Origin of the sequence: Microbacterium sp. 10M-3C3, from assembly GCF_003931875.1 — a bacterium.
In the GTDB taxonomy this organism is placed as follows: domain Bacteria; phylum Actinomycetota; class Actinomycetes; order Actinomycetales; family Microbacteriaceae; genus Microbacterium.
Genome location: NZ_CP034245.1, coordinates 2387253 through 2399399, shown reverse-complemented (window position 1 = coordinate 2399399; position 12147 = coordinate 2387253). Strand labels below are relative to the sequence as shown.

The 12147-nt window shown below is 73.1% G+C and carries 11 protein-coding genes; 5 read left to right on the top strand and 6 right to left on the bottom strand.

Translation table 11 applies throughout. From position 1 onward, the window contains the following. Position 1: 1 nt before the first annotated feature. Both dhaK and EI169_RS11640 read right to left on the bottom strand, forming a co-directional pair. The gene (dhaK, locus tag EI169_RS11645) at positions 2–994 is read right to left on the bottom strand and encodes a dihydroxyacetone kinase subunit DhaK (protein WP_125132475.1); all 993 of its coding nucleotides are present in this window, start codon (positions 992–994) and stop codon (positions 2–4) included. 89 nt (positions 995–1083) lie between these two features. Continuing rightward, positions 1084–1842 carry a lysophospholipid acyltransferase family protein gene (locus EI169_RS11640; RefSeq protein ID WP_240640425.1) on the bottom strand — a complete coding sequence of 253 codons (759 nt, stop codon included), beginning with the start codon at positions 1840–1842 and terminating at the stop codon, positions 1084–1086. 114 nt (positions 1843–1956) lie between these two features. Between EI169_RS11640 and EI169_RS11635 the strand changes: the two genes are divergently transcribed. Together EI169_RS11635 and dxr are read left to right on the top strand one after the other, a co-directional pair. Next, positions 1957–2898: an FKBP-type peptidyl-prolyl cis-trans isomerase gene (locus EI169_RS11635; RefSeq protein WP_125132474.1), complete on the top strand. Its 942-nt coding sequence runs from the start codon at positions 1957–1959 to the stop codon at positions 2896–2898. 41 nt (positions 2899–2939) lie between these two features. Continuing rightward, positions 2940–4025, top strand: a complete 1086-nt coding sequence (gene dxr / locus EI169_RS11630) for a 1-deoxy-D-xylulose-5-phosphate reductoisomerase (RefSeq protein WP_125132473.1) — start codon at positions 2940–2942, stop codon at positions 4023–4025. A gap of 82 nt (positions 4026–4107) precedes the next feature. Here dxr and EI169_RS11625 read toward each other — a convergent pair whose 3' ends face one another. From EI169_RS11625 to EI169_RS11615, 3 genes are all read right to left on the bottom strand, one after another. Further along, the gene (locus EI169_RS11625; RefSeq protein ID WP_205783795.1) at positions 4108–5772 is read right to left on the bottom strand and encodes a UDP-N-acetylmuramoyl-L-alanyl-D-glutamate--2,6-diaminopimelate ligase; all 1665 of its coding nucleotides are present in this window, start codon (positions 5770–5772) and stop codon (positions 4108–4110) included. A gap of 15 nt (positions 5773–5787) precedes the next feature. After that, entirely contained in the window at positions 5788–6627 is an 840-nt protein-coding gene (locus EI169_RS11620) for a DUF1775 domain-containing protein (RefSeq protein ID WP_125132472.1), read from the bottom strand. A gap of 128 nt (positions 6628–6755) precedes the next feature. Further along, positions 6756–7157, bottom strand: a complete 402-nt coding sequence (locus EI169_RS11615; protein WP_125132471.1) for a hypothetical protein — start codon at positions 7155–7157, stop codon at positions 6756–6758. A gap of 47 nt (positions 7158–7204) precedes the next feature. Between EI169_RS11615 and EI169_RS11610 the strand changes: the two genes are divergently transcribed. Together EI169_RS11610 and EI169_RS11605 are read left to right on the top strand one after the other, a co-directional pair. After that, positions 7205–7426, top strand: coding sequence for a hypothetical protein (locus tag EI169_RS11610; RefSeq protein WP_125132470.1), 222 nt, complete (start codon positions 7205–7207; stop codon positions 7424–7426). Positions 7427–7430: 4 nt separating this feature from the next. Then, positions 7431–8768, top strand: a complete 1338-nt coding sequence (locus EI169_RS11605; RefSeq protein WP_125132469.1) for a site-2 protease family protein — start codon at positions 7431–7433, stop codon at positions 8766–8768. A gap of 18 nt (positions 8769–8786) precedes the next feature. Here the strand turns inward: EI169_RS11605 and EI169_RS11600 are convergent, their stop codons facing one another. Beyond that, positions 8787–10739: a chorismate-binding protein gene (locus EI169_RS11600; protein ID WP_125132468.1), complete on the bottom strand. Its 1953-nt coding sequence runs from the start codon at positions 10737–10739 to the stop codon at positions 8787–8789. Positions 10740–10951: 212 nt separating this feature from the next. Here EI169_RS11600 and ispG point away from each other — a divergent pair, with 212 nt between their 5' ends. Continuing rightward, complete coding sequence (ispG, locus tag EI169_RS11595) at positions 10952–12082, top strand: flavodoxin-dependent (E)-4-hydroxy-3-methylbut-2-enyl-diphosphate synthase (RefSeq protein ID WP_125133450.1); 1131 nt, start codon at positions 10952–10954, stop codon at positions 12080–12082. Positions 12083–12147 lie beyond the last annotated feature (65 nt).

The window sequence follows — 12147 nt, the reverse complement described above, 5'->3', positions numbered from 1 at the left end:
GTCACGCCCCCCACCGCAGTCCGGGCGTGACGACCGGCGCGTCCCACAGCCGGAGCATCTCGTCGTCGGCCTTGACCACGGTCAGCGAGCAGCCCGCCATGTCCAGGCTCGTGATGTAGTCGCCGATGAGCACGCGCTCGACGCTCACCCCCGCCTCCGCCAGGAGCGGCGCGATCTCGCCCCACATCACGTACAGCTCGATCAGCGGTGTTCCGCCCAGGCCCGAGAGGAGGACGATCGCCGGGCCCGTCGCGTCGAAGTCCGCGACGATCGGGTCCACGAGCATGCGCGCGATCTCGTGGGCCGAGGCGAGCGGACGGCGCTCGCGCCCCGGCTCGCCGTGGATGCCGACGCCGACCTCCATCTGGTCGTCGGGCAGCTCGAAGGTGGGCTTGCCCGCCGCGGGGACGGTGCAGCTGGTCAGGGCCACGCCCATCGACCGGCCGTTGTCGGCCACCCGCTGCGCGAGTGCGCGCACCGCCTCGAGGTCGGCGCCCTCCTCCGCGAACGCACCCACGACCTTCTCGAGCACGACGGTCGTACCCGTGCCCCGCCGGCCCGCAGTCCACGTGGAGTCCTGCACGGCGACGTCGTCGGCGACGACGACGGTCGCCACCTGGATGCCCTCGGCCTCCGCGAGCTCCGCGGCCATCTCGAAGTTGAGCACGTCGCCGGTGTAGTTCTTCACGATGTGCAGCACGCCCGCGCCCGAGTCGACGGCTTTGTCGGCGGCGAGCATCTGATCCGGGGTGGGGGAGGTGAACACCTCACCGGCGCATGCGGCGTCGAGCATGCCGCGGCCGACGAACCCGCCGTGCATCGGCTCGTGTCCCGACCCGCCGCCGGAGACGAGGGCGACCTTGCCGGACCTCGTCGGCTCGCCGCGCAGGACCACGCGGTTCTCGGTGTCCACGCGTAGCTCGGGGTGCGCGGCCTGGATGCCGCGGAGGGCATCGGCCAGGACGTCGGCGGGCGCGTTGATCAGCTTCTTCATGATTCCTCCCCATGACGGCGACGGTGCAGTCAGGGAGAGAGTCCCCCGTGCGGCGGGCACTGTCAAGGGCGCGCGGGTGCGACGTGTCGTCAGCGGCGCTCGTGGGGGAGGACCTGCTTGATGCGCTCGATCGGGTGGGAGGCGGGCACTTCGTTGTACGCGCCGGCGAGCTCCTGGCCGGAGAGCGCGTGGATCGCGGCCATGATCTCGTCGGTCGCGGTGCGCCGGGCCCGGCCGGAGGAGGCGGGCCCGTGCGCGGACAGGTCCAGCGGCGCGCCGAAGCGCACCGTGACGCGCTGACGGAGCGTCGGGAAGCGCGCGCCCACGGGCATCACGGCGTCGGTGCCGATGAGGCCGACCGGCACCACCGGAGCTCCGGTCTCGAGGGCGAGGAACGCCACGCCGGTGCGGCCCTTGTACAGGCGCCCGTCGAGCGAGCGCGTGCCCTCCGGGTAGAGCGCGACGGCGCGCCCGTCGGCGAGGATGCGGCGCTGCTGCTCGAGCGCGTCGAGCGCCGCCTGGCCTGCACCGCGCTCGACCGGGATCGCGCCGATGGCCGAGAAGAACTGCCGTGACGCCCAGGACTCGAAGTAGCTCGACTTCGCGAGGAAGTGCACGGGACGGGGCGCTGCGATCGGGATCGCGACCGAATCGATGAACGACAGGTGGTTGCTCGCGAAGATGACCGCGCCGGTCCGGGGGACCAGGTCGCGGCCCTCGACGTGCGGGCGGTAGATCATGCGCGCGAGCGGCGCGACGACGAAGCGGCCGAAGGCGTACGCCGCGCCGGTCGTCTTCGACGGCGGGACCTCGGCCGCTTCGGGGGCAGCGGCATCCTCGGGAGTCACCCGACGACGATACTGCCGATCGCATTCTCCACCGCGTATGCCCCGCTCTCAGCGCCTTCGTAAGCGGGATGCGTCAGGATGGAGTGGCCCCCGCTCCCTTCGAGAGGTCTCCCCGTGCGCTTCCGCCCGCTCGTCACGCTGTCCCTCGCCGCCGCCGCGGCCGTCATCCTCGCCGGGTGCTCGGGCGCCGCGGAGCCGGACGCGAGCCCGTCGGGCACGCCCGGCGACCTGTGCGTCGCCGCCGCGCCGTCCGGCGCGGCATCCGAGGCCATCCAGGTGTCGGGCGACGAGGGCCAGCCGGCGACGGCGACCTTTTCGACGCCCCTGGATGTGACCGAGGTCGAGAGCACGGTCGTCACCGAGGGCTCGGGCGACCCGGTGGCCTCGGGCGACTACATCTCGTACGGGCTGACCGCCTTCGACACGACGACGGGCGAGCAGCTGGGCACCCTCGGCTACGGCGCGGGCGAGCTCCTGCCGCAGCAGATCTCGCCCGACAGCGTGCTCGGCCAGTTCTTCGGCTGCGCCCCGGTCGGCACGCGCGTGGCGACGGTGCTGCCCTCGAGCGACGGCGAGTCGGCCCCGGTGGCCTACGTCGTCGACCTCCTCGGTGTGACGCCCCTTACGGCGACGGGCGCCGACCAGCAGCCGCAGGCGGGCTTCCCGACGGTCGAGCTCGCCGAGGACGGCGAGCCCACCATCACCGTGCCGCAGACCGACCCGCCCACGGACGTGCAGCTGGAGACGCTCAAGCTCGGCGACGGCGCCACCGTGGAGCCCGGCGACACCGTCCTCGTGCAGTACAAGGGCGTGAAGTGGTCGGACGGCAGCGAGTTCGACTCGAGCTGGAGCCGCGGCATGCCCGCGAGCTTCCCGACGACGGGGGTCGTCGACGGCTTCCGCCAGGCCCTCGAGAACCACACCGTCGGCTCGCAGGTGCTCGTCGTAGTGCCGCCGTCGGCCGGCTACGGCAACGCCGAGGGCAACGAGCTGCAGAACGAGACGCTCGTGTTCGTCGTCGACATCCTCGCGACGCAGCATCCGCAGGCCCAGTGATCGCGGACGGGCGGTCGCGGCCCCGTCGGTAGGCTGACCGGATGCGACGCGTTCTCGTCCTCGGCTCCACCGGATCGATCGGGACGCAGGCGCTCGATGTCATCGCGGCCAACCCCGACCGGTTCGAGGTCGTCGGCCTCGCCGTCGGTCGCGACCGCGAGACGATGGCCGCGCAGGCGCAGCGCTTCGGCGTCGCGCACACGGCGGTCGGTGCCGTCGAGGCCGAGCAGCTCGTCCGCGACGTCGACGCGGACGTCGTGCTCAACGGCATCACCGGCTCGGTGGGGCTCGGCCCGACGCTCGCCGCGCTCGAGGCCGGGCGCATTCTCGCGCTCGCGAACAAGGAGTCGCTGATCGTCGGCGGCGACCTCGTGACGGCGCTCGCGCGACCGGGGCAGATCGTGCCCGTCGACTCGGAGCACTCCGCGATCGCGCAGGCGCTGCGCGGCGGCGACGCCGACGAGGTGCGCCGGCTCGTGCTGACCGCCTCGGGCGGCCCGTTCCGCGGTCGCACGCGCGCCGAGCTCGCGGGCGTGACGCCGGCCGAGGCGCTCGCGCACCCCACATGGGACATGGGACGGGTCGTCACGACCAACTCGGCCACGCTCGTGAACAAGGGACTCGAGGTGATCGAGGCGCATCTGCTCTTCGACGTGCCGTACGAGCGCATCGACGTCGTCGTGCACCCGCAGTCGATCGTGCACTCGATGGTGGAGTTCATCGACGGCTCGACGCTTGCCCAGGCCTCGCCGCCCGACATGCGCCTGCCGATCTCGCTGGGCCTCGACTGGCCGCGACGTGTAGCGGGTGTCGGCCGGCCGCTGGACTGGACGACGGCGACCGCGTGGACCTTCGAACCGCTCGACGACGACGCGTTCCCGGCCGTCGCACTCGCGAAGGCGGTCGGTCGCCGCGGCGGCACCTATCCGGCCGTCTTCAACGCGGCCAACGAGCAGGCCGTCGACGCGTTCCACGACGGGCGGCTGGCGTTCACCGGCATCGTCGACACCGTCCGCGACGTGGTCGAGCGGCACCATGCGCCCGTCGCCCTCACGCGCGAGAGCCTCGCCGAGGCCGAGGCGTGGGCGCGACGCACCGCGGACGCGGTCATCGCCGCCGCATCCTGACGTCCTCGGGAAACCACGTCCGTGCTGAGAAAGCAGGTCTGACGTGATGTCTTGACGCGAGCGTGGTTTCTCGGGCCGTGCGTCAGGCGGGGAAGGGGTACGGGCGCTCGGGATCGGACGCCGGCGTCTCGCCGTCCGGATACGGCACCGGCCAGTGCGGTTCGGGCACCGGCCAGCCGGCCGCCCGCAGTGCGCGGCGCGCGAGCTCGCGCGCGGAATAAGGGGTGCGCCGGCCGCGGATGTCGCGGTAGTCCTGGTGGCCGGGGCCCGCCCACAGGATCGCGTCGCCCTCGCCCACGAGCGCGACGGCCTCCACGATCGCCCGCTCGGGTGGGGAGTACTCGTGGATCTCGGCGTCGGGCCGCGCGCGCCGGGCGCCTTCGATCAGGGTGGCGCGGATGGTGTCGGGGTCTTCGAAGCGCGGATGGTGGTCGGTGATCACGAGCACGTCGCTGCCCTCGACCGCGGTGCGGCCCATGTCGTGGCGCTTCGTCGCATCGCGGTCGCCGTCGGCGCCGACGAGCATGAGCACGCGGCCCGGGGTGACGCGGCGGATCGCTGCGAGCGTCTTCTCGAACGCGTCGGGAGAGTGGCCGAAGTCCACGTACACGGCGGGACCGCGCTCGCCCGAGACGAGCTGCGTGCGACCCGGCAGGTACGCGTCGATCCGCCCGTCGTCGAGGGCGGCGACGAGGGCGTCCCACGCGTACCCGGCCTCGAGCAGCATGACGATCGCGAGCCCGGCGTTGGAGGCCATGTGCCGGCCGATGACCGGCACGACCGTCGAGAGGGCGCGCCCATCGGGGCCGCGCAGCGTGAACGCCGTGCCGTCCTGTCGCTCCTCGCCGATCTCGACGATCCAGTCGGCGGATGCGGCGGACGCGGGGTCCGCGGCGATCGCCGGAGTGGCGACCGTGACCACGGGCACCTCGGCGCGGGCGGCGACCTCGGCGCCGGAGGCGGAGTCGAGGGAGACCACCGCGCGCCGGGCGCGGTCGGGGCGGAACAGCGCGAGCTTCGCCTCGAAGTACTCCCGCATGTCGGCGTAGTCGTCGAGATGGTCGTGGCTGAGGTTCGTGAACGCGGCCACGTCGAAGACGATGCCGTCGACGCGGTGGCGGCTGAGCGCCTGCGCGCTGACCTCGACGGCGACGGCCTCGACGCCGCGCTCCCGCATGAGGGCGAGCAGGGCATGGAACTCCGACGCCTCGGGCGTGGTGAGCCGAGACACGATGACCTCGCCTGCGATGTGCCGCTCGGCCGTCGAGGAGAGCCCCGTCACGACGCCGAGCTGAGCGAGGATGCCCTCGAGCAGGTGCGACACGCTCGTCTTGCCGTTCGTGCCCGTGGTCGCCAGAAGGATCGGCAGCGCGTCGTCCGGGCCGGTGCCGTACACCCACGCCGACAGGTCGCCGAGGAGGGCCCGGGGGTCGTCCACGACGAGCACCGGCACGCCGCTGCCGGTGGCGAGAGCGGCTCCGGCCTCGTCGGTGATGACGGCCACGGCTCCGGAGGCCGCGGCCTGGGCGGCGAACTCCGCGCCGTGGCGGTTGACGCCCCGGGTCGCGACGAACGCCTCGCCGGGGCGCAGATCGGCGGTGGCGAGCGTGATGCCCGACAGCTCGACGCCGTCGATGTCGCCCGCGACCTGCGCACCGAAGCGCGCGGCCAGGTCGGCCAGCGAGCGGCGGGGCGGATGCTCCGGACGGAGCACGGGCGGAAGGTGGGAGGCGGCGGCAGTCGACATGTCCGCACCATCCTCTCATCCGGTCGCGCGTCTCATCCGGTCGCGCGTGCGCGAGGCGCGCCGCGGCGCGGGCCGCGGCACGCCTCGGCTCACGCGCGCCGGCGGCGCAGCGCCACGAGCGACGACGAGAGCCGCGGCGCCCAGGGCGAGGCCGGCTCCGCCGAGCCACAGGCCCGCCGCATCCGTCGTCGCGGCCGCGGGGTCGGCACCGTCGGCGGCCGACGCGCCCTCCTGGTCTGTGGCGGAGTGGCCGGTGGCGGAGTGGTCGGTGGCGGAGTGGTCGCCCGCGGACTGCGCGTCTCCGCCGTGCTCGTCGTCGCCCGTGGAGGCGGCGACCGCACCCACCTGGACGACGGGCGCGGGCGACTCGGGCTCCTCCTCGCCTGCGCCCGCGCCCTGGGTCCACGCCGTCGACCCCGAGACGCACTGCTGCGTCACGGGGAACGGGACGGACGTGCCGGCGAGGTCGGGCGCGAAGCGCACGTCCATCGCCACCTCGCCCTTCAGGCCAGACTCGATCGGGCGGACGGCGGTGTAGGTGACCTGCGTGACGGTGCCGTTGCCGGCGAGCGTGCGCTGGATGTCCCACGACGCCGACGCGGCCGGCACGACGTTGGTCACGCCCTGGGGGATGTCGATCACGAGCGCGGTCGTGGGCGAGTCCTCGCAGCCGTGGCTGAAGGAGAACGTCAGCGTGGTGGTCGCATCGGCGGCCGTGGTGTCGGGCGTGACGTGCACGTGGGCGAGCGCCGCGAGCGGCGTGCCGACCACGAGGGCGAGGCCGGCGACAGCGCCCGTGAGCAGACGCGTGCGGCGCCGGCGGGAGGGACGGGGAGCGGGGGAGGGAAGGGACATGCTGATCTCGTTTCTCGTCGGGGCGTGGGACGCCCGTGACCGGTCGCGGCGAACGCGCACGACCGGACCGGCCGGTCGGGCGACCGGTCGGCGGGACGCCGTCGCCCGCAGGCGACGGCGCCACCCGCTCACCGAGCGGGTGCGGGGCCGACGGGAAGCGGCGGGCCGCGGCGCGACAGCGTCCCGTGCGGGACGGTCGGGCGGGCGGGACGGATCGCGCGCTCCGCCAGGAGGCGGGGGGCACGGACGACGAGCGGGGCGACGGGGGCGAGTAGGCGCCGCAGGGCGCGCGGGACCCACGCGAGGATCGCGACGACGGCGCGCTCGCCGCGGTGCACGACCGCGACGGCCGCGAGTGCGGCGATCGCGTGCGCGAGCGTCATCGCCGCATCCGGTGCGAGGCCGCCGGTGGCCGGCGCGAGTGCGATCGAGGCGCCGGCACCGTGCACGTGCGTCGCCACGGGGCCCCATGCGCCGATGTCGCCGACGACGGCGAAGGCCGTGTGGAACGAGAGCTGCGCGGCGCCCATCGGTCACCGTGCGCCACAGCGCCGGACGCGGGCCGGCCAGGGCGGTCGTGACCGGCAGCAGCAGCGCCGCCAGCAGCAGGCAGAACAGCGGCGAGGGCGGGCTGCCGCCGCCGAGGGTGTGGGCCGTCGCGGCGAAGGCGCTGGCGGATGCGGCGAACGAGGCGCCGCGCACCGCTCTCGCCGACCGCGTGCTCACGCCTCCAGGGGAGGCGAGCGGTCGTCTCATCGCCGTCGCACGGCCCTCTCATAGGCGCTCGGCGGTACCGTGAGCGGGTGACCGTTGTGCTGTTCGTGATCGGCGTCGTGCTGCTCGTCGTGGGCCTCGCCGTCTCGATCGCGCTGCACGAGATCGGCCACCTCCTGCCCGCGAAGCTGTTCGGCGTGCGTGTCGGCCAGTACATGATCGGCTTCGGACCGACGCTGTGGTCGCGTCGCATCGGCGAGACCGAGTACGGCGTCAAGGCGCTCCCGCTCGGCGGCTACATCTCGATGGCGGGCATGTATCCGCCCTCGAAGGCGCTCGACGGCGGGGCAGAGGGCGAACGGGAGCGGCCCACGCGCCTCGGCCGGTTCTTCTCGACGATGGTGCAGGACGCGCGCGCCGCGAACGACGAGACGCTCGTGGCCGACGACGAGCGCGCCTTCTACCGGCTCGCGGTGTGGAAGCGCGTGATCATCATGCTCGGTGGCCCGGTCATGAACCTCGTCCTGGCGGTCGTGCTGTTCGCGATCCTGTTCAGCGGCATCGGCGTGCAGACGGCCACGACGACGGTCGCCTCCGTCAGCCAGTGCGTGCTCCCCGCCGACGCCGGCCGCGACACGTGCACCGCCGACGATCCGGTGGCCCCCGCCGCCGAGGCCGGGATCCAGCCGGGCGACGTCCTCCGCTCGATCGACGGCACGCCCGTCTCGACGTTCGCGGAGGCCACGGCGATCATCCAGGCCCACCCCGGGGACGCGCTTCCGGTCGAGCTCACCCGCGACGGGCAGGACCTCACCGTCACGCTCACGCCCGTCGAGACGACCCGCGCGGTCGTCGACGCCAATGGCAGACCCGTCACCGGCGCGGACGGTCAACCCCGGACGCAGCAGGTCGGCTTCGCCGGCGTGGGTGCGCAGGTCTCTCTCGAGCCGCAGCCGCTGTGGGCGGGCCCGCAGGCCGCGATCGAGAACGTCGGATCGGTCGCGGGCATCATGGTGCAGCTGCCGGTGCGGGTGTGGGGCACCGCGGTCGACCTGTTCACGGGGCAGGAGCGCGACCCGAACGGGCCGCTCAGCGTGGTCGGCGCCGGGCGGCTCGCCGGCGAGGTCGCCGCGACCGACGCTCCCGTGCTCGACCGGGTCGCGACCCTCATCGGGCTGCTGGGGTCGTTGAACATCGCGCTGTTCGTCTTCAACCTCATCCCGCTCCTGCCGCTGGACGGCGGTCACGTGGTCGTGGCGCTGTGGGACGGGATCAAGCGTGCGTGGGCGCGTCTGCGTGGCCGTATTGCGCGGCCGGTCGACGCCACCAAGCTCGTGCCGGTGACCTTCGTCGTCGTCATGCTTCTGATCGGCATGGGCGGCGTCCTCATCGCGGCCGACCTGTTCAACCCGATCCAGCTGCTCTGATGGCGCGCCGCGCCCCGGTCAGCCGAGGGCGTGCGCGACGAGACGCTCGAGCGTGCGCATGCCGTCGCGCGACAGGATCGACTCGAGGTGGCCCTGGACGGACGCGAACCGCGGCCCCCGCAGCGCGTAGACATCGCCGGATGCGGCGTCGGCGGCCACGTCGACGGGGATCTCGGTCGTCCGCCCGCCCGAGCCGATCGTCACGCCGCGCTGGGTGGTCCCGGGCGCGACGCGTGCGGTGAAGGTGTTGTAGAACCCGATCGAGGCGGGCTCGCCGAAGACGTCGACGGTGAGCTGCAGTCCCTGGTGCGGGCGTGCGAGCGGCGCGAGGTCGATGCCGAGCGCATCGGCGAGGATCTGGTGGCTGAGGCACACCGCCAGGAGCGGTCGGCCCGAGCGCAGGCGATCGGCGACGACCCCCCGCATGCGCTCGATGCGGCGACTGGCGTCGTCGCGCGGGTCGCCTGGTCCGGGGCCGGCGACGACGAGGTCTGCCGTCGTGAGACGTGCGTCGTCGGCATCCGTCCACGGTGCGATCTCGACGTCGAAGCCGAGGTGGCGGAGCTGGTGGGCGAGCATCGTGGTGAAGCGGTCCTCCGCGTCGACCACCATCGCCGTGCGGCCGGCGAAGGGTCGCGGACCCGCGAAGCCCTGCGGCTGCAGCCAGAACGGCGCGAGACGGGCGTTGCGCGACGCGAGCAGCTCGGCGATCGCGGGGTCGTCTCCGAGCGCCCGGGGGGCGGGCTTCGGCGCATCCGGATCGACTGCGGGCACGGGGGCGGCTGGGCGGGGCACGGCTCCGATCGCGCCGAGTACGCCCGCGGCCTTGCCGTGCGTCTCGCCGACCTCGCCGTAGGGGTCGGAGTGGCGCACGAGAGTCGCGCCGACGGGCACGCGGAGGCGTCCGTCCACCAGGTAGGCGGTGCGGATGAGGATCGGGGCGTCGAGGTCGTGGCCCGACGCGCTCGGCGTGAACAGGGCCGCGACACCCGAGTAGTAGCCGCGCGGCGTGCTCTCGTGGCGGGCGATCACGGCGCACGCGTTCTGCATGGGGGAGCCGGTGACCGTCGGGGCGAACATCGTCTCGCGCAGGATCTCGCGCGGATCCATGCGGCTCGTGCCCCGGAGCATGTACTCGGTGTGAGTGAGCCGCGACATCTCCTTGAGATGCGGGCCGGTGATCCGCCCGCCGTCGGAGCACACCGCCGACATCATCTTGAGCTCCTCGTCGACGACCATGAAGAGCTCCTCGGTCTCCTTGGTCGAGCGCAGGAACTCCGTGAGCGTCTCCGCGGTGGCCCCGCCCGCCGGATGGCGGAACGTGCCCGAGATCGGATTCATCGTGACGGTGCTCGCCCCCGCGGGCTCGCCGCCCTCGCGACGAGCGCTCACGTGCGCCTCCGGGCTCGCTCCGACCGCGATGTGGCCGGGGGTCACGATCGCGAACGTCCAGTACGCGCCGCGCTCGTGCTCGAGCAAGGCCCGGAACCACGTGAGGGCCGCGGTGCGCGGCTCGGCGTCCACGTCGGCGGTGAAGTCGCGCCGGATGACGAAGTTCGCCCCCTCGCCGCGCCCGATCTCCACGCCGATCACACGGCGCACGATCGCGGCGTAGTCGTCGTCGGAGATGTCGAAGCCGGCGTTCGCGAGCGGCACCGGCGTCGTGGGGAGGGCGGCCAGCACCTCGTCACGCGGAAGGGCGATGTGCTCGCCCACGACGAGGCAGCGCAGCGGCGCGCCGTCGTCGTGGCTGACGAACCCGCGCTCGCGCACCTGCCGGTACGGCACGAGGGCGAGGATCTCGCGTGGCGCGCCCGCCGCATCCGTCAGCGGGATGTCGGCCAGCAGCTCGACGTCCGCGACATCGCCGGTGAGCACCTCGACGGTCGCGCCGTCGCGCGCGAGCAGCGCGAACGGGGCGTCGGAGGACGCGAGGGAGAGGAGCAGGTCGGCTGCGGCGGGGCGGGTCATGGCCGTGCTTTCGTCGGAGAGGCGGCCACACGAAAAAGAAGACCGCCCCGGGGGCGGTCTGTCGCTCGTTCGCGCACCGCCTATGCGGTGGGCCACCAGGAGGAGCGCGCGAACATGCCGCGAATGTAGCACAGCGACCTTGCACGGGGAGGCTCAGGCCCCTCCCACTCGCGTCGGCGTAGGCTGAGGCCGTGCCTGCAGTGAACATCGGGATGCCCAAGATCCCCGAAGTGCTCGCCCCTCGACGCAAGAGCCGTCAGATCCGCGTGGGCAGGGTGCTCGTCGGCGGAGACGCGCCCGTCAGCGTCCAGTCCATGACCACGACGCCCACGACGAACATCAACGCGACACTCCAGCAGATCGCCGAGCTGACGGCCTCCGGCTGCGACATCGTGCGCGTGGCGGTACCCAGCGCCGACGACGCCGAGGCGCTGCCCATCATCGCCAAGAAGAGCCAGATCCCCGTGATCGCCGACATCCACTTCCAGCCGAAGTACGTGTTCCAGGCGATCGACGCCGGATGCGCCGCAGTCCGGGTGAACCCGGGGAACATCCGGCAGTTCGACGACAAGGTCGGCGAGATCGCGAAGGCCGCGCAGGCGGCGGGCGTGTCGCTGCGCATCGGCGTGAACGCCGGCTCGCTCGATCGGCGTCTGCTGGAGAAGTACGGCAAGGCCACGCCCGAGGCGCTCGTGGAGAGCGCCGTGTGGGAGGCGTCGCTGTTCGAGGAGCACGACTTCCACGACTTCAAGATCTCGGTCAAGCACAACGATCCCGTCGTGATGGTGAAGGCCTACCGCATGCTCGCCGAGCGCGGCGACTGGCCGCTGCACCTCGGCGTGACCGAGGCCGGCCCCGCGTTCCAGGGCACGATCAAGAGCGCGACGGCCTTCGGCATCCTGCTCGGCGAGGGCATCGGCGACACCATCCGCGTATCGCTGTCCGCTCCGCCGGCCGAGGAGGTCAAAGTCGGGCTGCAGATCCTGCAGTCGCTGAACCTGCGCGAGCGCAAGCTCGAGATCGTCTCGTGCCCGTCGTGCGGTCGCGCGCAGGTCGACGTCTACACGCTCGCCGACAACGTCACCGAGGGCCTGAAGGACATGACCGTGCCGCTGCGTGTGGCCGTCATGGGCTGCGTCGTGAACGGGCCCGGCGAAGCGCGCGAGGCCGACCTCGGCGTCGCCTCCGGCAACGGCAAGGGGCAGATCTTCGTGAAGGGGCAGGTCATCAAGACCGTGCCCGAGTCGGAGATCGTCGCCACCCTCATCGAGGAGGCGAACCGCATCGCCGACGAGATGGGCCCCGACGCCCCGATCGGCACCGCGCAGGTCGTCACCTCCTGACGCCGGCCGTCGGTCTCGCACCGTTCGGCATCCGGCTTCTCCGGTTCGTTTCTCCGGAGATATCG

Bases quoted from the DNA above. Each gene is read 5' to 3' on its own strand.
- dhaK (WP_125132475.1), bottom strand. From the start codon at position 994: ATGAAGAAGCTGATCAACGCGCCCGCCGACGTCCTGGCCGATGCCCTC.
- dxr (WP_125132473.1), top strand. From the start codon at position 2,940: ATGCGACGCGTTCTCGTCCTCGGCTCCACCGGATCGATCGGGACGCAG.
- EI169_RS11625 (WP_205783795.1), bottom strand. From the start codon at position 5,772: ATGTCGACTGCCGCCGCCTCCCACCTTCCGCCCGTGCTCCGTCCGGAG.
- EI169_RS11620 (WP_125132472.1), bottom strand. From the start codon at position 6,627: ATGTCCCTTCCCTCCCCCGCTCCCCGTCCCTCCCGCCGGCGCCGCACG.
- EI169_RS11615 (WP_125132471.1), bottom strand. From the start codon at position 7,157: ATGGGCGCCGCGCAGCTCTCGTTCCACACGGCCTTCGCCGTCGTCGGC.
- EI169_RS11600 (WP_125132468.1), bottom strand. From the start codon at position 10,739: ATGACCCGCCCCGCCGCAGCCGACCTGCTCCTCTCCCTCGCGTCCTCC.
- ispG (WP_125133450.1), top strand. From the start codon at position 10,952: ATGCCCAAGATCCCCGAAGTGCTCGCCCCTCGACGCAAGAGCCGTCAG.